This is a genomic window from Burkholderia sp. HAN2018 (genome assembly GCF_024704855.1).
Classification (GTDB): Bacteria; Pseudomonadota; Gammaproteobacteria; order Burkholderiales; family Burkholderiaceae; genus Burkholderia; species Burkholderia cepacia.
The window spans coordinates 28,763-48,649 of sequence record NZ_QOBB01000019.1 but is presented as its reverse complement, the minus strand read 5'-3'; the positions used below and the strand labels follow the sequence as shown (position 1 = coordinate 48,649).

Here is a 19,887-nt window from a genome sequence, read left to right as displayed (position 1 = left end):
CGGGTCGCGCCGCGCGGCATCCGTGCGTGCGCGTCATTGCGCCGCGTTGATTACGTCCAATGCCTGCGCCCGCATCGACATCACGTAGCGATGCTCCAGCAGCTTGCGCACGCGAGCCTGCTTGCGCAGCGACGCCGGCAGCGCATCGGGTCCGGCCACTTCGCAGCGCACCTTGCCCACCATCATCAGCACGTCCTGCTGCTGCTTCACGTGCAGCGGGCAACGCATCAGCGTCGGACCATCCACAACGAACAGCTCGTTTTCCTTATGATCAAGCTCGGCAATAAAGCCGCCTTCGTTGTCGATCAGCGGCATCGCGCCATTGAGGATCACACTGTCCGACAGCGGCATGCCGCCCTTCGAGAATGCCTGGCCGACATAGGTGTACGTCACCTTCGCTTCGACTTTGCGCAACGCGAGCTGCCCCGGCACCATGAACAGCGTGCGCTTGCCGAGCCCCTCGGTCACGCTCGTCGCGCCCGCGGACGCCTGCGCGCCCGCGTCGTTCACTTCGGTCGTCACGGGCGTGAAGGCAGACACCGGCAGCAGCGCGCGCTGCCCGAACCCCACCTTGATCCGCGCGCTCGAATCGCTGCGCACCTCGGCCGCCATGCCGCTCGCATCGTCGCGCTTGCCGACCCGCACGGCGAACCCCGCGAGCGGATCCGACTGCGACGCGGATGCGCCGAGGAACACGCCCTGCCGCGCCACCGCGAACGACGACGAATAGCTCGCCGTCACCGATGGATTGTTGCCGCCGCTGTCGCGGCTGTAGCTGTTCGCGACCGACGCGGCGACGTCGCCGTAGCGCCCCTTCCAGCGGCCCTGGACCGTACCGGTCAGGCTCTCGGTGCCATAGCCCGACACGCCGATCGCGACTTCCCGGTAGGTGTCGCCCTGCCAGTTCCAGTTGCGGTCGAGCGTGTAGTTCGTCGTCGTGCTGTTGCGATCCGTTCGAACGTCGACGCCCGCCGACGTGTAAGCGGACGCGCGCCCGAGCTGCCTCGCGGGTTCGGCCATCGACAGCGTCACGCCGACGTAACCGCCATACTCGCTGCGGGCACCTGTGCTGCGATTCGCGTACGCGCCGACGCGCAGGTTCGTGCTGACCTTGCGCCATGTGAAGGATCGCGATAGCGATGCCTGAAGCGCACGCGACACCTGGTCGCCCTGGCGAAAGACGGGTGTCGCCCACGGACGATCCGGCGTGTCCGGCTGCCAGTCCTGCGACCGCCCGACGCTCTTGTTGTACGTGTAGCCAAGCATCGCCGACCAGTTTCCCATCGGAAACGACACGGTCACGTTCAGCATGTCGTAGCAACCGATGTCGCGATACGACACGGCCGGGCCGTTGCACGCCGCGCCGCGCATCTGGTAGCGGTACACACTCCACGACACGCCGTCGGCGAACGAAATCTGCTGGGTGTTGCCGCGCGAACCGTCGTTCCCGAAGAAGAACGAACCGCCGGCGGAGAGCACGCCCAGCGGAAATGCATGGCGCCACTCCAGCGCCGTCTCGTTGTACACGTGCCGGCCGACGCTCGCGACGCCGCTTGTCAGCGCCATTTCGCGCGACAGCGGAATCCGCACGCCGGCTGCCGCTGCCATGCCGTCCGGCGCGTCCCGGTCGGACGGGCGGCCGGCCTGCGCGAACCATTGTCGTGTGCGCGAATCGACACCGCCGCCCGTCTTCGTGAACGGCGTTGTCTGCGTGCGCACCTGCACGCCGTTCTCGAACACGCGCAGCGTCAGCGGATACGTGCCTTCCGGAAAGCGAGACGTATCGAGCGCATTGACGCCGGCCTTCATGTAAGACGTGCCCAGCAGCTCCTTCCCGCGGTACGCGTCGATACGCGAATCACGCGGCAACAGCAGCGTGACCGGCGTGCCCTGCTGCGCAACTTCCGGGTTCACGTAGGCCAGCGTCGTGCCGACACGCATGCCGTCGAGCGTGCCGACCGGCAGCATCGTGAACCCGAAGTTGCCGCCGAGCGCACTCGCGAGGTTGCGGTTGTCCATCCGGCCGGCCTGCGCGTAATGCTCGGTGCCGAGATCGTGGCGGTAGTAGAGATCCTGAAGCTGGACGTGGCTGTCCGATCCTCTCGAATAGCCCGTATGGGTGAAGTTCCAGTTCCCGCCGATGAAACTCTTCGGCGTGATGCCGAGCGCCCCCGTGCCCGACACGGACAGGCTCTCGTAGCCGCGCCCGCCCGACAGGTTGATCGTCTGCTGATGGATCAGCGCGTTTTCCGTCATCGGAGACGGCTCGCGAAACCGCTGGTCGCGCTCTTCGACGCTCACCCAGTCGCGCGACAGGAACAGCTCGATGTTGCCTTCGCTTTCGTCGTAGATCACGGCCGCGCTGTCGGTGTCGACATACCCGCAGCCGTTCACGCCCGCCGGCCCCGCGCAGGCGAGGTTGCCGTTGCGCGCCATCGACTTCGACAGCGCGTCGCCGATCGTCGACACGTCCGTCGCCGGGTTCAGCTGCGAGCCGAGCGCCTGCAACAGGCGGGCGGAATCCTCGAAACGCACCGCATCCGGCGTCACGAACACGCGGAACAAGCCGAGCGGCTTGCCCAGAAAGTTGACGTTGATGCGCTCGTCCTGCCCCGTCACGATGTCCTCGAACCCAGGCGGCACAACCGAAGCGGCGTGTGCGACGGACACGATGTCCATCACACAGATAGCGCCCAGGCATGCGACAACGGTCTTCTTGAGGTCGAATGGAATCATGCGGGAATAAGGAAGATTTCCAAAGGAGTGCTACAAAAAACAGGGCGCGCCGTTCAGGCGCGCCCGTCGATACCGTGCAGGAGCTTAGCTACCCGATGCCGCGCTCTGCGTGACGATCACGCTGACGAGGCCTTGATAGCTGCCGGCAGCCGTGATGGCACCGGCCGTCTTCTGTCCGATCGACAGCGGCAGCACGTTCGAGCCCTGCGCCAGTTCGCCGGTAAAGATCTCCGACGCCTTCAGCGTCGTCGCCGTGGTGCTCAGCGCGGTGGTGCCCAGCTTGACCGCCAGCGGAATCTCCTTGGCGCCCGGGCTCGTCTGGTTCTTCAGCGCCGGCTCGGCCGCGAGGCGGATCTGCAGATCCTTCGCCTTGTCGTTCGTGAAGATCTTCGTGTTCATTTCAGCCGCCTGGAGACCCGAGCCCGGCAGATACTGCATCTGCATGGTCGTCGGCAGCGCCGACCCGTCCGCCGACAGCATCTCGAGCGTCGTGTCGACGTTGGCGGTGACGGTGATGTCCTTCTGCACGGCGTGAGCCGACATCGACATCAGGGCGGCGGCAGCGATCGGAACGTATTTCAGCATGGGTTAGTCCTTCTGGTTGGTTGAAACAATGGTATGACCCGACAGGGTCTCGTTATTCGCGCTCGGCGCGTTCATCGCGTCGACGGAATGCGTGCGCACAACCTTCTGCTGTACACCTGCCATTCCCCCCACTCGATATCGGATTCGCACATAAGGTGCGGAATGCAGCCCCTCCAGCCTGAAGTGCTGGCCCGGATAGACACTGCGGTCGAATTTCGTCCATTGGCACGAAGCATCGTCCTTCTCGGACCGGCACGCGCCGGCCTCGAGCAAACCGATCCGCACGTTGCCGGTATTGGCCAGCACGCCATGCGACACGTCGAAATCGGGCACCGGCGTTTTCGGCAGCACACGAATGAGCGGCGCCCAGACGAGGCTGAAGTCGACCTTGCCGGACACATCGCCGGTCGCCGCGGAATCGTCGTCGGACGGCGCCGCCACCGGCTGCAGGTAGACGCGATACAGCACCTCCTTCTTCGGCACGCCCAGCGGAATCACCCTCAGGAGCCGCGTGCCGCCGGCCGGCAACGCGAACCTGGCCGGCGAGATCACGATCGCGTCGTCACCGGAATTCATGCTGGCCTCCTCGCGCTCGTGATCCGTCGCCGGATCGATCACGCGCTTCGCGATCGCCTTCACGTACTGCGTCGCATCGGACTTCGAATAGATGCGCAGCTCCGCGGCCGACTCCTTGCCGCCCCCGATCGATGCCGCCATGGGATAGACCAGCATGTTTGCGCTGGCGACCGATGAAGCAAGCGACATGGCAATTGCGACAAGCAACACCCGATACGGGTGGTATCTCTCGTTTAAAATAATTTGCATACCTTATCTACACGGAATCAATTTCGCGCTATTCCACGCATTAGCGAGCCATCACGCGTCGCTCGACGCAAATTCCAGGCGGCTTCCCAATGACTTGCGACATGCCTGACATGGCTCAGCCAGTCGTTTCCACCGCGGATACGGGCCGGCGTGACACCCGAGCCGCCGAGTCGTCGGCGACGAACGCGGCACGAGTCACGGAGCCCTTCGTCGACTTGGGATGGAAGCGGCAGCCCGATCTTTCCGGCGACCGCGAAATCTCCAGCGCGTTTGCGTATGAGGTGCCATGTCAAGCACCCCGGCTATCCCAACGCATTGCTTGATTAGGATTCTGACTAATCAGGGGGGCACGGAATATAGGATTCGTCCTAAATTTGATGCTTCTGCACCAATCGACAGGGCTAATTCGCCTATAAAGGCCTAACTACCCGCGATCCGCATAGTGAGATGGAACGTGATGGCCTGCAGGGCAAACTCGTTCGCGAGAAGTTTCCGAAGCGAGCCATTTCCGAGCCGCCGAGCGCGGCTATCGGACAATCGAGGCGGGAAGACGCGCGGGCAGGATGCTCGTCGCGCGACGTGACGGCGAAAACGCGGGCGAGCGCGTATCTGGCGGAATGAAGCGATTTGCCCGGCACCCATCTTCGTTGATGTACCACCTCGCCTATGACAACGGCGGGCGTCAACCCGCCGCCGTTATTTCACGCATTGCGCGAATACACTCGCCGATGTCGCACGGCCTCCGCCAGCACGTCGAGCACCGGCTCCGTCTGCGTCCAGCTCAGGCATGCATCCGTGATCGATACGCCGTACTTCAGCGGCACGCCCGGCTTCAGGTCCTGCCGCCCTGCCTCGAGATGGCTCTCGACCATCACGCCGACGATCCGGTGCTCGCCCTGCGACAGTTGCCGCGCGAGATCCTGCGCGACGTCGATCTGGCGGTCGTGCGACTTGTTCGAGTTCGCGTGCGAGCAGTCGACCATCACCTGTTCGCGCAACCCGGCCTTGCGCAGCACCGCACAGCATGCGTCGACATGCGCGGCGTCGTAGTTCGGGCCGTTCTTGCCGCCGCGCAGGATCACGTGCGCGTCGTCGTTGCCGCGCGTCTCGAAGATCGCGGCCATCCCCATCTTCGTCATCCCCATGAACGCATGGCTCGCGGCCGCCGCGACGATCGCGTCGGACGCGACCTGCACGCCGCCGTCGGTGCCGTTCTTGAACCCGATCGGGCAGCTCAGGCCCGACGCGAGCTGGCGGTGGCTCTGGCTCTCGGTCGTGCGCGCGCCGATCGCGCCCCATGCGATCAGGTCGGCGATGTACTGCGGGCTCAGCAGGTCGAGGAATTCGGTCGACGCCGGCAGGCCCAGTGCGTTGATGTCGAGCAGCAATTGCCGCGCGGCGCGCAGCCCTTCGTTGATGCGGAAGCTGCCGTCGAGGCGCGGATCGTTGATGTAGCCCTTCCAGCCGACCGTCGTGCGCGGCTTCTCGAAGTAGACGCGCATCGTGATCAGCAGGTCGTCCTTCAGCGCATCGGCGGCGGCCTTCAGCCGGCGTGCGTAGTCGAGCGCCTGGTCGTGATCGTGGATCGAGCACGGGCCGACGACGAGCAGCAGCCGGTCGTCGCGGCCGTGCAGGATGTCGCCGATCGCACGGCGCGTATCCTCGACGAGCGTCTGCGTGGCGGCCGGCACCGGCAGCTCGTCCAGCAGCAGCGCGGGCGAAATCAGCGGGCGCACGGCGCCGATGCGGACGTCGTCGATGCGCGTGGTGTCCTGCGTCGCGTCGGCGCTGCCTACCTCGCGATCGTGGGAAGGATTGTCGAGGTTCTGCATGGTGATTCTCCGGGGGACGTCTGTAATGATGAGCAGGCTCGATTATGGCACCCGCGCGGGGCGGCGAAGGGTTCCGGCGGGAGGGCCGGGCGCGGCAAAGGCCGCGTTGACGCGACCAGGGTCAATTCCGGAATGAAAAAAGGCGACCCGTGAAGGGTCGCCCGGCCATGCGCCGCGTCGCGCGGTGCGGTGCGGTGCGGTGCGGTGCGGCTAATGCAGCGTTTCGGGCGCCAGCGAATTGCTCGGCAGCAGCGACGTCAGCCAGCAATTGCTCGGCGCGGCTTTCCCGTTGAAACGGTCGTAGAGCCACGGCAGCATGCCGGCCACCCACGGCACGATCGCCCCGGCATGCTCGAGCGGATACTCGTTGTACGTGACCGGCGCGCCGCTGGCGCAGAACTTCTGCGCGAGGGCGCGCACGTCGTACGCGAGCATCACGCCGTCGCCCACCTGGCTGCTGAAGGTGCCGTCCAGCGCGCCCGCGGTGCCCTGGCCGATGAACATCGGGATCGTCGGCGATGCGGCCAGCCCGGCATTCACCTTGTTGGCATACGTCACGTACGCGGGAATGCTGTTGATGTCATTCGCGTATTGCGGCTTGAACAGCGTGCCCCAATGCAGCCCCGTGTATTTCGGCAGGATGTACGCGAGCGACTGGCTCTGGATGTCGTTGAACACGGCGACGCCGGTATCGCTGAGATAGGGCGTCAGGTCGAAGCCGTAGCCGCGCGACAGCCCGGCCAGCGCGGCCGCGGCCACGCCGCCCCACACGATGCTGCCGTCGACATAGCGCAGGTTGTGCGCGGGGTCGACCAGCACACCGCCTTCCGCCGCGCCGACGAGCTGCCGGTTGATCTCGGGCGCATAGCTCGGTGCGAGCTGCGCGGCCCAGTTCGTCGCGATCGCGCCGCCGGAATAGCCGATCATCGCGACCTTGCTCGACGGACTCAGGCCGGTCGACGACGTATTGAGCGCCGCGCGGATCGAATCGAGCGTCGTCATCCCGTATTCGGGGCCGGCGGCGAAGTCGGCCGTCTGGCCTTCCGTATCGGGCACGATGACGTTGTAGCCGAGCAGCAGCAGCGTCGACAGCGGAATCGATTCCGCGCTGTAGAGCAGCGTGCCGACGTTGATGATCTTCGTGACGTCCCGATCGCCGGCGATCACCTGCGACGGCTCGTCGTACGGGTTCAGCGAATCGTAAGCCGACTGGTACGAGATGGCCCGGCCGTTGCTGACCTGGCTCCGGATCACCGACGTCACGTTCACGACCGGCTGGTTCAGCGCGTTATTGGTGCGATACAGCAACTGCTGCGCGGTCAGCGCGGTCGGAATGCCGGCCACGTGATAGGTGACGTTGCGCGTCTTGAGCACCGTGCCCGGTGGAATCGATGCCAGCGGCGTGGTGCCGGTGTAGGTATAGAACGGATCGGACACGGCCGGTGCGCCGGCGCTGGCCGGCGATGCGGCGACCGCCAGCGCGGCGGATACGGCTGCCGCGGCCAGCATGAAACGTCTGGAGGACATGGTTGGGGCCCCTGGGATAACCTGCTTTCATCGAAGGAAGTTCGGCGGTGTTGCAGACCATCGTGTGCGCCGCGTCAAAACCGTTTCCGTGCCATCGACTGTCTCCTGTGAAAGAATGATCCGGCCTGTTCTGAATTCGTAGTTTTAGTAGGAGTACAAATCGGATTAATTGAAGCACATCGAGAACGCGCTCGACGGGCGTTTTCCATTGTTTGAAGGTAAACGTCTAAACCCGCCGCCGCACGATGCGGAGCGCGCCGGCCATTCGGCCGACTGTCCGCGTTTCGCGGAAGTACCGTACGATCACGGCTGTCGGTTACCGAAGCGGCCGCGTCGTGCGATGCCGGCCGCACGGCGCACCGCCTGCCTGTGACCGATCGTTTCCTGCCCAACCGACACGCCACGATGACCGTCTCCGAACTGCTCCGCGCCATTCGCCAACCGTATGCCGACCTGCTCGCGAAAGCGGCCGCACAACCGGCCGTGATCGCCGAACCGGCCTACCGGCGTGCCGACGGCACGCTCGCCACCGAAGGGCCGCTCGCGCTGCCGTGCCGGGCCGACATCATCGCGACCGAAGGCGAATCGGCCGGCCGGCCGGCGATGGTCGATTCCGCCACGCAGCTGGATTTCGAGCCGTTCGCGTTCGATCTCGACACGGCGGCCGTGTCGATCCGCCCGTTCGTGTGGGACTGGGCCGCGATCGAGGCCGACGGTCTCGACGAAAGCGCGGCGGCCGACGCGTTCAAGGCATGGTTCTTCGCGTGGTTCGATACCGACGACGAGAACACGCCGGCCGAAGACGGCCTGCACGGGATCGTTCACTACCTGTCGGAGCCGGTTCGCGCGGAACAGGGGTGGCGCGTCCATGCGGATCTCGGCTCCGCGCCCGAAACGGCCGTGGAGGATCTGCTGTTCCGGCTCGTCGATGCGGGCGCTTCGCGGATCAGCATCGGTTGACTGGTCGCTCCGTTTCCCTTACGCCACCATGAAAAAAATCTTCGCAACCGTGCTGCTTTGCGTGTCGCTTCCGGCACTCGCCAAGGTGTCCACCGACGTGTTCTGCTTCAGGTCGGACGGCGACAAACCCGTGCGCTTCGAGATGCGCACCTACTATGACGATGCAGTCAAATGGTCGGGCGGCATGGTCCGGTACGCGCAATCGAAAACGGCCCTGCCGCTGGTGATCGAACACGAGGAGGATGAAGTGCTCGACGAAAGCCGTCCGCACCAGTACACGACGACCTGGGTCGAAATGGTCGGCGGCAAGGTCAACGGGCGCTACGAAATGATGACCCAGGGCGCGATGGTCTATTCGATGACCTACACCAACGCACGCACCGGCAAGCAGACCGCGTTCGGCCGCGCGCTGGATGTCGACGCGTCCGAACAGACCGGGTGCCGCTGGTGATGCGCCCGCTGATCCGGATCGCATGGGTGCTGGTCGCGCTGCACGCAGGCTTCGCGCATGCCGCGCCGCGCACGGTCTACGAAGGCACGCTGCAAGGTGCCGGAGCCGTCGTGATGGAACTCGACGATCGCCCGGCCGCGGACGGTTCGATCTCGGGGCGCTACTTCTATGCGCAGCACGGCGTCGATATTCCGCTGCACGGCACGCCCGCGCAACTGATCGAACCGCTCGTGCGAACGCAGTTGCCGGACGATGCGCGCGACGCGTCGGGATTCCGTGAGCAAGCCGATTTCGATCATGCCGCGGCCACCTGGCAAGGCACGCGGGACAAGGCCGGCTATCGCGGCCGCTGGACCGATGCGCGCTCCGGCAAGACGCGCAGCTTCACGCTGCGGCGCGTCGCTGAATACGATCCCGATGCGGTTGCGCCCGGGTCCGTCGAAGCGATCACCGCGGTATCCGCAGGGGGTGTCGGTAGCGGCATCGCGCGCAGCGCGGAGATCGACATGCAGCACGCTCCCTATGCCACGCTGAAGCTTGCCGGGCACGTACGGCCGGTGGGCCCCGAGATCGGCGACGGCCTGGTTGCCTACCGGATGTGGAGCGACCCGCGCACCGTGCTCGCGTATCCGCGGCTGAGCCGCCATCCCGATCCGGCCGTGATGGCACGGGTCAACCATCTGCTGGAACAACGGCACTGGCAGATGAGTCTCGCGGCGCTCGAATGCGCGGCGACGCGCTATACGGACGACGGGCCGGCAGCCGGTACGCTCGGCAGTTACGACGACGAGCACGTAACGGTCACGTGGCTGTCGCGCGCGGTGTTGGGTATCGTGGAATCGGGCAGTCTGTTCTGCGGCGGCGCGTACCCGGACAATCACTACGATCCGGTCACGTTCGACCTGCTGCGTGGCGCGTATCTCGACTGGAATCGCGTGATCGACGCCGCTACGACGAGCAAGGACGGGGAGCCGGCAACGAGCCCCGCGCTGGTGAGTTTCATTACGCAGTTGCGCGACAAGGCAACACACGGTCTGCAAGTGACAGACGGCAAAGACGTCTCGCTGTCGTGCGCGGATGTGTTCCCCGAGTATCTGGCGTTCGAACTCGACGCACCCGGCAAGCTCTCGTTCGTCGTATCCGGGATCGGCCACGCGATGGGCGCCTGTCTCGGGCCGCAACTCGATGTGCCGTTCGCGGCGCTCGCGCCGATCCTGAGGCCGGGCGGCGCGCGTTATCTCGTACCGGGCGTCAAGCTGAAGTAACGCAGCGGCGCGGGCGCTATCCGCGTCGCGCCCCGGCCCCACCGCGTGGCGACGGGGGCCGGGCGACGCACATGCATCGCCGTCATTTACGTCAGGACGCGTCGCCTTGCGCGTCGACGTCGATGCCGAGCTCGCCGGCCATTCGCAGAACCAGCGCATTCAGTCGCGCCACTTCATCCGCGAGGCGCTTCTGTTCGGCCTTCAGCGCTTCGAATTCCGAAGGCGGCACGGAATCCGCCCCGCCGGCATCCGCACCCGCGAAGTCGGCCACGTTCACTTCGCCGCACATCAGGTGCATCCAGCGGTTCTCGCGCGCGCCCGGCGCACGCGGCAACCGGACGACGAGCGGCTGCGCGCGCGCCGCGAGTTCGTCGAGGAACGCCTCGACCGACGAGATATCCGCGAAACCGTGCAGGCGCGCGCTGTTCAGGCGCAGCTCGGCGGCCGTCTGCGGGCCGCGCAGCAGCAGGATCGTCAGCAGCGCGATCGCCTGGCTCGGGATGCCGAGCACGCGGTTCACGTTGTGCTCGAAACGCGGCACGCGGCTGCTGCTGCCCTCCATCACGAGGCTCAGGTGCTTCAGCCCGTCGAGCGCGGTCGTGACTTCGTCCTCGCTGACGTTCATCACCGGCGAGCGCGCGGTTTTCTGGTTGCAGCCCGCGGTCAGCGCATTCAGCGACAGCGGATAGGTGTCCGGCACCGTGTGCTGTTTCTCGACGAGCACACCGAGAATGCGGGCCTCGAGGGGCGTGAGTTCGCGAAGGGCGCGTGGCGTGGGCGTATCCGGCGTGGTGGTCATGAGTGGCGTCGCAGCGTGCAGCAGGTGAAGGGAAACAGTCGCGGCCCGTCCGGCATCGCGCACGGGCGAGCCATATGATAGCTCGCGTCGCACGGCCCGGCGCCACTCGCCAGCCGCCGCGCGCACTTGCCGCAGCCGGCTTTCGTCCGGCCGGCCTGCCTGCCGGCCGGTGCCGCGCGGCAACGGATGCGCGCCGTGCCGGCGATTCCGCCGCCTCGCACGCGGCGGCGTTTGCGCGACACGCATGCCGGCGCTACGATATGCGTCACCCCGACGTCCGCGGCGCGGCGCGAGCGCTCTCGCACGCATCACCACGCATCGCCCGTCCCGCACGCCATGCCGCCACGCATGCGCGTCGCCCGTCGACGCCGCTCATCCGTTCATCCATTCACCCCTTCGACCCGCTCACCGCCATGACCGCATCCTCTTCCGCACCGCACGTGCGCGCCATCGTCACCGGACACACGCGCGGCCTCGGCGCGTCGCTCGCCGAACAGCTGCTGCTGGAAGGCATCGCCGTGCTGGGCGTGTCGCGCAGCCGTCATCCGACGCTCGCGTCGCAAGCCGGCGACCGATTCTCCGAAATCGAACTCGACCTGTCGGACACGCCGGCCGTCGCGGCGTGGCTGGCCGGCGACACGCTGCGCCGCTTTGTCGACGGCGCGTCGATCGTGCTGCTGTTCAACAACGCGGGCATCGTCGATCCGATCGGCCCGCTCGCCGCGCAGGATCCGGCGATCGTCGCACGCGCGGTCGGCGTGAACGTCGCGGCGCCGCTGATGCTGTCGGCCGCGCTCGCGCAAGCGGCATCGGCCACGACCGAATGCCGGATCCTGCACGTGTCGAGCGGCGCGGCGCGCAACGCGTACGCGGGCTGGAGCGTCTACTGCGCGACCAAGGCCGCGCTCGATCACCATGCGCGCGCGGTCGCGCTCGACGCGAACCGCGCGTTGCGGATCTGCAGCGTCGCGCCGGGCGTCGTCGACACGGGCATGCAGGCAACGATCCGCTCGACCAGCGAAGACAACTTCCCGATGCGCGAGAAATTCGACCAGTTGAAGTCGAGCGGCGCGCTCGCGACGCCCGAGGCAGCCGCGCGGCAGCTGATCGGCTATGCGCTGAGCGATGCGTTCGGCTCGGTTCCGACCGCCGACGTGCGGGAACTGCCGAGCCACTGAGCCACGCCGCACGTCAACGTCCTTCGAGCCGCTTGATCCAGTCCTCGACCTGCCGCTCCGCCCGGCGCTTGTCGAGCATCCTGCGCCAGCCGGCCGGCAGTATCGGGACCTCGCACAGCGCGTCGAGCGCGGCCATGTCGAGCGTGCGCCGGTACAGCACGTCGAGCACCGCCGACAGCGTCCATTGCGGATAGGCGCGCCGGTGCAGCGCCAGCACGTCGCCCGGCGCCACCCAGCCCGCCTGCAGCACGCGGTAATACCAGCCGGTCCGGCCGCTTTGCTGCACGAGCGCGGCCATCCGCGGATGATCGAAGCGCGCGTTGAGCTTCCAGCACGGCTGCCGCGACTGCGACACCTGAAGCACGGCGCCGCCGAGCGTGAACTCGTCGCCGAGACACACGTCGTGCTCGGTCACGCCGTGCGTCGACAGGTTCTCGCCGAACGCACCCGGTTGCGCGAGCACGTCGCGTGCGCCGATCTGCGCGGCCCACCATGCGTAGTGATCGTGCGCATAGTGGTGCACCGCCTTGTCGGGGCCGCCATGATGCCGCGCATCGGCCTGCTCGTCGCCGGCAAAGCCGAGCGTGCCCAGCCACAAGCGCGATCCGACCGGCTGCTTGTCGATCGCGCTGGCGTGCGGCGTGCCGGCCAGCGGCCGGCTCGCGCCGATCCGCACCGCGCCGATAGAGGCCGAGATCGCCGGCCATGCCACGTCGCTCATGTCGTCACACCGTCAGGCAATGCCGCGAGCAGGCGTTCGAGTTCGCGCGTGCGCGCGTCGCCGAGCGGCATCAGCGGTTTCCTCGGTTCGCCCGCATCGAAGCCGCACAAGCGCAGCCCGGCCTTCACGGTCACCGGCAACCCACCGTTGACGATGAACTGCAGCAGCGGCAGCTGCGCCTGAAAGACCGTCCGGGCGCGCGCCAGGTCGCCCGCGCGCATCGCGTCGAACAGCGCCAGCGGCAACGCCGCATTCAGGTTCGGCGCGGCCGTGCACCATCCGGCCGCGCCGGCCGCGAGGGCGGCGAGCGCCATCGGGTTGCTGCCGTTGTAAAACGGAATCGCGCCGTCGCTCAGTTGCGCGAGACGGTGCATCCGCCCGATGTCGCCCGTGCTCTCCTTCACCATCGTCACGTTGTCGACGGTCCGGCAGATCGTCGCGATCAGGTCGGGCGACATGTCGACGCCGCTCGTCGCGGGGTTGTTGTACAGCATGATCGGGATGCCGATGGCGGCGCCGATCGCGCGATAGTGCGCGACGATCTCGTCGTGACCGAGCTTCCAGTACGACACCGGCAGCACCATCACCGCATCGGCGCCGGCCTGCTCGGCGAAGCGCGCGCGGCGCACCGCGCCCGCCGTGGTGAGATCGGAAATGCCGACGACGGTCGGCACGCGCCGGCGCACCGCGCGGATCGACGCGGTGGCGACCGCCTCCCATTCGGCATCAGACAGGTACGCGCTCTCGCCGGTACTGCCCAGCGGCGCGATCGCGTGAACGCCGTCGGCAATCAGGCGCTCGATCAGCGCGTCGAGCGCCGTGAGGTCGACGCCGCCGTCGGCGGAGAACGGTGTAACCGGGTAGGCAATGATGCCTTTCAGCAGGATGGACACGATAGGTAATCCTCAATGATGGTCGGACACGGCAGCGGCGAATCGCCCGCTCACGCGACGCAGTCCCGATGCGTGCGCAATGCCCTGCGCGCGTAGTAGTCGAAAGTCACCGCATCGCGCTTCGGCTTCGAAATCCAGTCGTGCGCTTCGCGCGCCAGCGCCGGCGGCACCGGCCTGATCTCGCCGGCCGCCATCGCGAGCAGTTGCAGCTTCGCGGCCCGCTCGATCAGCAGCGCGAGGATGCACGCTTCCTCGATCGTCTTGCCGACCACGAGCTGGCCGTGATGCGACAGCAGGATCGCGCGCTTGCTGCCGAGCGCCTTCGAGATGATCTCGCCCTCCTCGTTGCCGACCGGCACGCCGGGCCAGTCCTTCAGGAACGCGCAATCGTCGTACAGCGGGCAGGTATCCATGTGCGACACGACGAGCGGCTGCTCGAGCATCGACAGCGCCGCGACATGCGCCGGATGCGTATGGATGATGCAGTTCACGTCCGGGCGCTCGCGATAAATCCACGTATGGAACCGGTTGGCCGGATTCGGGATGCCTTCGCCGTCGACGACGTCGAGATCCTCGTTCACGCGCAGCAGGTTCGCGGCCGAGATCTCGTCGAAACCGAGCCCGAGCCGCTGCGTGTAGTACGTGCCGGCGTCGCCCGCGCGGCAGGTGATCTGCCCGGCCAGGCCGGAATCGTGGCCGGCGTCGAACAGGATCCGGCACGTGAGCGCGAGCTTCTGCCGCGCGGACCAGCCGCTGTCGCCCACCTCGTTGTCGAGACGGCGCTCCGCCAGTGCGACCAGCGCCTCCTTCGTCAGATTCAGCGTTTCCGCCATGTTCACCTCCTGAATGGACCGGGTCGGTCGCGCCGTTCGCGCCGCTTTCCCGGGAACACGTGACACACGATACACCACAGGACACTTTGTGTCATGCGTTACAATCCGTTTTTCGAAGGACACCTGGCGCCCCATGACGATTCGCCTGAAGCTGCTCAGAAAACAGAAGGGCTGGACACTCGACGTGCTGGCCGACGAGACGGGCCTCACCAAGAGCTACCTGTCGAAAGTCGAGCGCGGCCTGAGCGTGCCGTCGATCGCGGTCGCGCTGAAGCTGTCGAAGGCACTGAATGTCGATGTCGAACAGTTGTTCTCGGAAAGCCGCAACCGCGAGCTGATCACGGTCACGCGCGCCGGCGAGCGCACGGCGATGGGCGCGGCCGCCGACAGCCACGCACACCGCTTCGAGAGCATCGCGGCCGGCGTCGCACCGAAGAAGATGCTGCCGTTCGTCGTGCATCCGCCGCACGAGTTCGTCGCATCGACGTTCCGCGAGCACGAAGGCGAGGAATTCCTGTTCGTGCACAAGGGGCGCGTCGAAATCGAATTCCCGAACGAGACGGTGCAACTCAAGACCGGCGATTCAGTCTATTTCAACGCACTTATCCCGCACCGCACGCGCAGCCTCGGCGCCGCGCAGGCGGAGATCCTGGTCATCGTCAGTCACGACGACTAGCCTCGCCACCTCTTCGCGCAAGGATCCCCGATGGTCACGAAGGCCACCGCACCGTTCCAGCAGATCAAGACGCTCGTTCGCCAGAACGTCGACTCGGGCGACTGGCGCCCCGGCGACCGCATTCCGTCCGAGCTCGATCTCGCCGCGCAGTTCGGCGTCGCGCGCATGACGGTCAACCGCGCGTTGCGCGAGCTGACCGAGGAAGGCGTGCTGAAGCGCATCGCGGGCGTCGGCACGTTCGTCGCCGAGGCGAAGCCGCAGTCGAACCTGCTGATGATCGCGCACATCCGCGACGAAATCCGCGCGCGCGGGCACGAATACCGCTGCCGCGTGCTGAGCCAGTCGAGCGAGCCCGCGTCGTTCGACGTCGCGGCCGCGTTCGGCCTGCCGGTCAATACGCCGGTTTTTCACGTGGTGTGCGTGCACGAGGAAAACGGCCGCCCGATCCAGCTCGAGGATCGCTACGTGAACCCGGCCGCCGCGCCCGGTTTCATCGACCAGGATTTCCAGGTCGAGCCGCCGTCCGAGTACCTGTACAACAACGTGTCGCACTACGAACTGGAAATCGAGCACGTGGTCGATGCGTCGCTGCCGACCGGCGAACAGGCGCGGCTGCTCGACATGCGCGCCGACGAGCCGTGCCTCACGCTCACGCGCCGCACCTGGACGAACGGGCTGCCCGTCACGTTCGTGCACTTCCTGCATCCGGGCAACCGCTACCGGCTCGGCTCGCGCTTCAAGCCGGGCGCCGGGCGCCACCCGACCTGATCCTTCGTCCCACACCGGCACGCATAAATGCGCGCGGCGGCCGTTTCGTCGAGAAACGGCCGCCGCGTCCTTCACGCGCGCCCGCCGGCGTCAGAGCACGCCGGCCTGCCCCGCGCCACGCGACCACACGACCGGAAACAGCGGGTGGTCGAGCGGCGCGCCGTCGGGCAGTTGCTCCGCGAGCCCGGGGAAATCGGGCGACGTCTTCCAGCGGCGCGGCGCGTGACGGATATCGTCGCCGACGAAGCGGATCGAGAACGCGCGCCGACGGTTCTGCGTACCGCCCGACGCGTGCAGCGTGAGCATCCGGAAGCACACCATGTCGCCGGGCTCGAGCGCCCAATGGCGGATCGGGAAGGCCGCACGGTCGCCTTCGATGTCGGGCAGGTCCGCGAGGCTGCCTTCCGGAAACCACTTCGCTTCCTTGTCCATGAACGTGCGCGGCATCAGCCACGGCCCGCGATGCGAGCCCGCGACGAACTCCAGCGTCGATTCGAGCGGCACCGGATCGACCGGAATCCACATGCTGACGTTGTCGTCGCCCTCGATGTTGTAGTACGGCTGGTCCTGATGCCACGGCGTGCGCTGCCGCGTGCCGGGCTCCTTCACGAGCAGGTGGTCGTGATGGAGCCGCACGTTCTCCGTGCCCATCAGCGCGGCGGCCGCCGACGGCGCCGGCGAGCGCACGATGAAGTCGCGATACGCGTCGTTGTGCTGCCAGTTGCAGAAATCCTCGAAGAACCAGCCCGGATCGTCGGGCCGGCTCGCGACTTTCGCGCGCGGGCTCGGCTGCGCGAGATTCGCGTCGATGCCGGCGCGCAGCGCGGCGACTTCGTCGGGCGAGAAGATCCCCTTGATGCAGACCGCACCTTCCTCGCGGAACGCGGCGATCAGTTCGGGCGTCACGGCTTGCGCGACGCGATCCTCGATACTCGTCATGGTGTGCCTGTCGATTGAGTGAATCACGGAATCACCGAATCACGGTGCCGAAGTCAGCTGCTGCTTCGCACCGTAGATGTCGAAGTCTAAATATTTCGCGGCGATCTTCTGGTACGTACCGTTCGCGCGGATCGCGACGATCGCGTCGTTCAGCCGCTTCTTCATCGCGTCGTCGCCCTTGCGCACGCCCATCGCGACGCCGTAGCCGGTGATCCGCACGTCGGTCACGTCGGGGCCCGCGAACGCATAGCCCTTGCCGCGCGGCGTCTTCAGGAACGAATAGCCGGCCTGCGTCTTGTCCTGGAAGGTCGCGTCGAGGCGGCCGTTGACGAGATCCTGGTACACCTGGTCCTGGTTCTGGTACGAGACGATCGTCACGCCCCTGGTCGCCCATTCGGCCTTCGCGTACGCCTCCTGCGTCGTGCCCTGGTCGATCCCGACGCGCTTGCCCGCGAGCGACGCGGCGGTCGGCAGCAGCTTCGAGCCGACCGGCGCGACGAGCGCGCCCGGCGATGCATACAGCTTGTTCGAGAAGTCGATCTGCTTGAGCCGCTCGTCGGTGGCCGTCATCGCGGACATGATCACGTCGAACTTGCGTGCGCGCAGCGCCGGAATCATTCCGTCGAAGCCCTGCTCGACCCAGACGCACTTCGCACGCAGCTGCTCGCAGATCGCATTGCGCAGGTCGATGTCGAAGCCGGCGAGCGAGCCGTCGGGCTGCTTCGCCTCGAACGGCGGATACGTGGGATCGATGCCCCAGCGGATCGTCGACGTGTCCTGCGCGAACGACACGAGCGGCGCGAACGCCAGCGCGGTAACGAGAAGCCTTGCAGTGCGGTTCATGGCGTGTCCTTGATGGTCTCGACGCGGCGCGCAAGCGCCGGCGTCCGGTGGGTGGCGTTGCGCCGGAACGCCCGGCGCGGTGCGCGAAAGACTGGGACTTCGATGAAACTGCGATGCAGTCTAGACCGCTCAAATTTCGAGCGCAAGCGGGGGGAAGGCAGAATGCGCGGATTGAGGTCGGGAGACCGTGAGAGGCCGGAAATGACGCCCTGAACACACGCGCATAGCGTGGATTTACGAGATTTTCGGGTGTTTACCCTACGAGACGCGCGCCCGCCACAGGGCGCGTTTTTCCGGATTTCCGTGAAATAACGATGTCTATACAGGCACCCGCTCGATCGCCGCATACCCGCGCCGCCGCGCATGCCGCAGCGGCGTCTCGCCGTTCGAATCCGCGAGATCGACGTTCGCGTGCCCGTCGACGAGCAGTTGCACGATCCGCGCATAACGCGCGCTGCCGTCGCCGAGCATGATCGCCTCCAGCAGTGCGGTCCAGCCGAGCCGGTTCACGTGGTCGACGTTCACGCCCGCGTCGATCAGCGTGTGCACCGTCTCCACATGGCCGCGCTCCGCTGCCGGAATCAGCGCGGTGCCGCGATACCGGTTCGTGCTGCTCAGGTCGGCGCCGTGCGCGAGCGTCATCCGCAGGATGTCGAGATGGCCGCGCGCACCGGCGTACAGATACGGGCTGTCCTGGATCGCATCATTCGCGTTGACGTCCGCACCCGCGTCGATCAGCACGCGCGCCGCCTCAACGTGATTGCCGTGCGTCGCGAGCAGCAGCGCCGTGCGGCCCTGCCCGTCGCGCGAATCGATCGGCGCGCCGCGTTCGAGCAGCGTGCGCACTTCGCCCGCGTCGCCACGGTCGGCCGCGCTGCGCAACCGGCCCTCGAGCGCGCCGCCGTCGGCGGCGGCCACGGCCGACGTGAGCGTGGTCAACGCAAACGAGCCGATGATCGCAATCCGTTTGAAAAACATCCGGTGTCCTCCTTGCGTGCGGCGCACGCCGATGCCCGGTCGATGCGTTCCGTCAGGCGCCCCCGCGATGCCACCCGACGCCGCGCCGGGTCCGGCGAAACCGCGATTGCCCACGGCATCCGGCCATGTTAAAAGTCGTCGCACGCATTTGAAAACGAAATGTTCGAATCCACAGAAGTGCAGAAATGAATAGACCCCTGTTCGACATCGACCTGCTGCGCGCGCTCGTGATGGTCGCCGACTGCGGCAGCTTCACGACGGCGTCCGCGCGCCTGCACTCGACGCAGTCGACGGTCAGCCAGAAGGTGCGCCGGCTCGAGGAAATCGCCGGGCACCGCCTGCTCGACCGCGGCACGCGCGACGTGCGGCCGACAGACGCGGGCGTGACGGTACTCAGCTATGCGCGGCGCATGCTCGCGTTGAACGACGAGATGCTGGAAGCGCTGTCGGGTGCGACGGTCGCGCTGACGATCCGGCTCGGCGTGCCCGACGATTTCGCGGCGGGCCGCACGACGCATGCGCTCGCCGCGTTCAAGCGCGAGCATCCGCAGGTGAAGCTCGAGGTGATGTGCGGGCTGAGCCGCGACATCAGCGCCGCATACGACCGCGGCGAACTCGACCTCGTACTGATCAAGCAGCGCCGCGACAGCCGCGAGGCCGTCGTGCGCTGGCCCGAGAAGCTGCGCTGGATCGACAGCGCCGCGCATCCGTCGATCGATCTCGACCCGGTGCCGATCGTCGTGTTTCCGCCGCGCGGGCTCTATCGCGACGACATGATCAAGGCGATCGAGGAGCGCGGCCGCCGCTGGCGGATCAGCTTCACGACGTCGAGCCTGAGCGGCATCCAGGCCGCCGTCGCCGACGGGCTCGGCATCAGCGTGCTGCCCGCGCGCGTGGTGACGGACGAGCACGTCGTGCTGACCGCCAAGCAGGGTTTCGCGCCGATCGAACACATGGACATCGCGATCCTGCATCGGCCGACGGCCGACCCGATGGTCAGCGAACTGACGAAGGCGCTCGCAGCCATGCTGGAGCACGAGGAGTAGTAAGAAAGAAAACGCCGGATGCGGCAAGCGAG

Annotated in this window: 20 protein-coding genes; 8 read left to right on the top strand and 12 right to left on the bottom strand. The window is 66.9% G+C overall.

Annotated elements, in window-relative coordinates; translation table 11 throughout:
- Window positions 1-33: 33 nt before the first annotated feature.
- The 5 genes from cblC to DPV74_RS07050 all read right to left on the bottom strand — a co-directional run bounded on the left by cblC (window position 34) and on the right by DPV74_RS07050 (window position 7,505).
- Entirely contained in the window at window positions 34-2,736 is a 2,703-nt protein-coding gene (gene cblC / locus DPV74_RS07070) for a cable pilus usher protein CblC (protein WP_119336848.1), read from the bottom strand.
- Window positions 2,737-2,820: 84 nt separating this feature from the next.
- Window positions 2,821-3,321, bottom strand: coding sequence for a cable pilus major pilin CblA (cblA, locus tag DPV74_RS07065; protein WP_059693141.1), 501 nt, complete (start codon window positions 3,319-3,321; stop codon window positions 2,821-2,823).
- Between the two features lie 3 nt (window positions 3,322-3,324).
- Window positions 3,325-4,146: a cable pilus chaperone CblB gene (gene cblB, locus DPV74_RS07060; protein WP_119336847.1), complete on the bottom strand. Its 822-nt coding sequence runs from the start codon at window positions 4,144-4,146 to the stop codon at window positions 3,325-3,327.
- A 701-nt stretch (window positions 4,147-4,847) separates the two neighbouring features.
- Window positions 4,848-5,978 (bottom strand): 3-deoxy-7-phosphoheptulonate synthase, encoded by a 1,131-nt coding sequence (locus DPV74_RS07055; RefSeq protein ID WP_027790280.1) that lies wholly within the window; start codon window positions 5,976-5,978, stop codon window positions 4,848-4,850.
- A 210-nt stretch (window positions 5,979-6,188) separates the two neighbouring features.
- A complete protein-coding gene (locus DPV74_RS07050; protein ID WP_119336846.1) occupies window positions 6,189-7,505 on the bottom strand; it encodes a lipase family protein in 1,317 nt (438 codons plus the stop codon).
- A 169-nt stretch (window positions 7,506-7,674) separates the two neighbouring features.
- On the opposite strand from DPV74_RS07050, the gene DPV74_RS07045 reads away from it, so the two are divergent.
- From DPV74_RS07045 to DPV74_RS07030, 4 genes are read left to right on the top strand one after another with little or no spacing between them, the layout of a single operon-like run.
- Window positions 7,675-7,878 carry a hypothetical protein gene (locus tag DPV74_RS07045; RefSeq protein WP_162922974.1) on the top strand — a complete coding sequence of 68 codons (204 nt, stop codon included), beginning with the start codon at window positions 7,675-7,677 and terminating at the stop codon, window positions 7,876-7,878.
- A gap of 32 nt (window positions 7,879-7,910) precedes the next feature.
- Window positions 7,911-8,465 (top strand): hypothetical protein, encoded by a 555-nt coding sequence (locus DPV74_RS07040; protein WP_119336845.1) that lies wholly within the window; start codon window positions 7,911-7,913, stop codon window positions 8,463-8,465.
- A 28-nt stretch (window positions 8,466-8,493) separates the two neighbouring features.
- Window positions 8,494-8,916 carry a hypothetical protein gene (locus DPV74_RS07035; protein ID WP_060083866.1) on the top strand — a complete coding sequence of 141 codons (423 nt, stop codon included), beginning with the start codon at window positions 8,494-8,496 and terminating at the stop codon, window positions 8,914-8,916.
- A complete protein-coding gene (locus DPV74_RS07030; protein WP_119336856.1) occupies window positions 8,916-10,181 on the top strand; it encodes a hypothetical protein in 1,266 nt (421 codons plus the stop codon). The genes DPV74_RS07035 and DPV74_RS07030 overlap by 1 nt, the downstream gene beginning before the upstream one ends.
- 91 nt (window positions 10,182-10,272) lie before the next feature.
- Here DPV74_RS07030 and DPV74_RS07025 read toward each other — a convergent pair whose 3' ends face one another.
- A complete protein-coding gene (locus tag DPV74_RS07025) occupies window positions 10,273-10,980 on the bottom strand; it encodes a YceH family protein (protein WP_027790275.1) in 708 nt (235 codons plus the stop codon).
- Window positions 10,981-11,393: 413 nt separating this feature from the next.
- Here DPV74_RS07025 and DPV74_RS07020 point away from each other — a divergent pair, with 413 nt between their 5' ends.
- The gene (locus tag DPV74_RS07020) at window positions 11,394-12,158 is read left to right on the top strand and encodes an SDR family oxidoreductase (RefSeq protein ID WP_091920736.1); all 765 of its coding nucleotides are present in this window, start codon (window positions 11,394-11,396) and stop codon (window positions 12,156-12,158) included.
- A 13-nt stretch (window positions 12,159-12,171) separates the two neighbouring features.
- On the opposite strand, the gene DPV74_RS07015 is transcribed toward DPV74_RS07020, so the two are convergent.
- The 3 genes from DPV74_RS07015 to DPV74_RS07005 are packed head-to-tail and all read right to left on the bottom strand — an operon-like array spanning window position 12,172 to window position 14,605.
- Entirely contained in the window at window positions 12,172-12,879 is a 708-nt protein-coding gene (locus DPV74_RS07015) for an MOSC domain-containing protein (protein WP_119336844.1), read from the bottom strand.
- Complete coding sequence (locus DPV74_RS07010) at window positions 12,876-13,772, bottom strand: dihydrodipicolinate synthase family protein (protein ID WP_119336843.1); 897 nt, start codon at window positions 13,770-13,772, stop codon at window positions 12,876-12,878. The genes DPV74_RS07015 and DPV74_RS07010 overlap by 4 nt, the downstream gene beginning before the upstream one ends.
- Before the next feature lie 50 nt (window positions 13,773-13,822).
- Entirely contained in the window at window positions 13,823-14,605 is a 783-nt protein-coding gene (locus tag DPV74_RS07005) for an aldolase (protein WP_048023762.1), read from the bottom strand.
- Window positions 14,606-14,738: 133 nt separating this feature from the next.
- Between DPV74_RS07005 and DPV74_RS07000 the strand changes: the two genes are divergently transcribed.
- Both DPV74_RS07000 and hutC read left to right on the top strand, forming a co-directional pair.
- Window positions 14,739-15,281: a helix-turn-helix domain-containing protein gene (locus DPV74_RS07000; protein WP_021158662.1), complete on the top strand. Its 543-nt coding sequence runs from the start codon at window positions 14,739-14,741 to the stop codon at window positions 15,279-15,281.
- 30 nt (window positions 15,282-15,311) lie between these two features.
- On the top strand, window positions 15,312-16,049 hold the full coding sequence (hutC, locus tag DPV74_RS06995) for a histidine utilization repressor (RefSeq protein WP_027790270.1): 738 nt from the start codon (window positions 15,312-15,314) through the stop codon (window positions 16,047-16,049).
- Between the two features lie 90 nt (window positions 16,050-16,139).
- Here the strand turns inward: hutC and DPV74_RS06990 are convergent, their stop codons facing one another.
- From DPV74_RS06990 to DPV74_RS06980, 3 genes are all read right to left on the bottom strand, one after another.
- Window positions 16,140-16,988: a phytanoyl-CoA dioxygenase family protein gene (locus DPV74_RS06990; RefSeq protein ID WP_060359421.1), complete on the bottom strand. Its 849-nt coding sequence runs from the start codon at window positions 16,986-16,988 to the stop codon at window positions 16,140-16,142.
- 39 nt (window positions 16,989-17,027) lie between these two features.
- On the bottom strand, window positions 17,028-17,831 hold the full coding sequence (locus DPV74_RS06985; RefSeq protein ID WP_119336842.1) for an ABC transporter substrate-binding protein: 804 nt from the start codon (window positions 17,829-17,831) through the stop codon (window positions 17,028-17,030).
- A 318-nt stretch (window positions 17,832-18,149) separates the two neighbouring features.
- Window positions 18,150-18,809 (bottom strand): ankyrin repeat domain-containing protein, encoded by a 660-nt coding sequence (locus tag DPV74_RS06980; RefSeq protein WP_119336841.1) that lies wholly within the window; start codon window positions 18,807-18,809, stop codon window positions 18,150-18,152.
- A gap of 185 nt (window positions 18,810-18,994) precedes the next feature.
- On the opposite strand from DPV74_RS06980, the gene DPV74_RS06975 reads away from it, so the two are divergent.
- Window positions 18,995-19,855 carry a LysR family transcriptional regulator gene (locus tag DPV74_RS06975; protein WP_027790266.1) on the top strand — a complete coding sequence of 287 codons (861 nt, stop codon included), beginning with the start codon at window positions 18,995-18,997 and terminating at the stop codon, window positions 19,853-19,855.
- The last annotated feature ends 32 nt before the right edge of the window (window positions 19,856-19,887 follow it).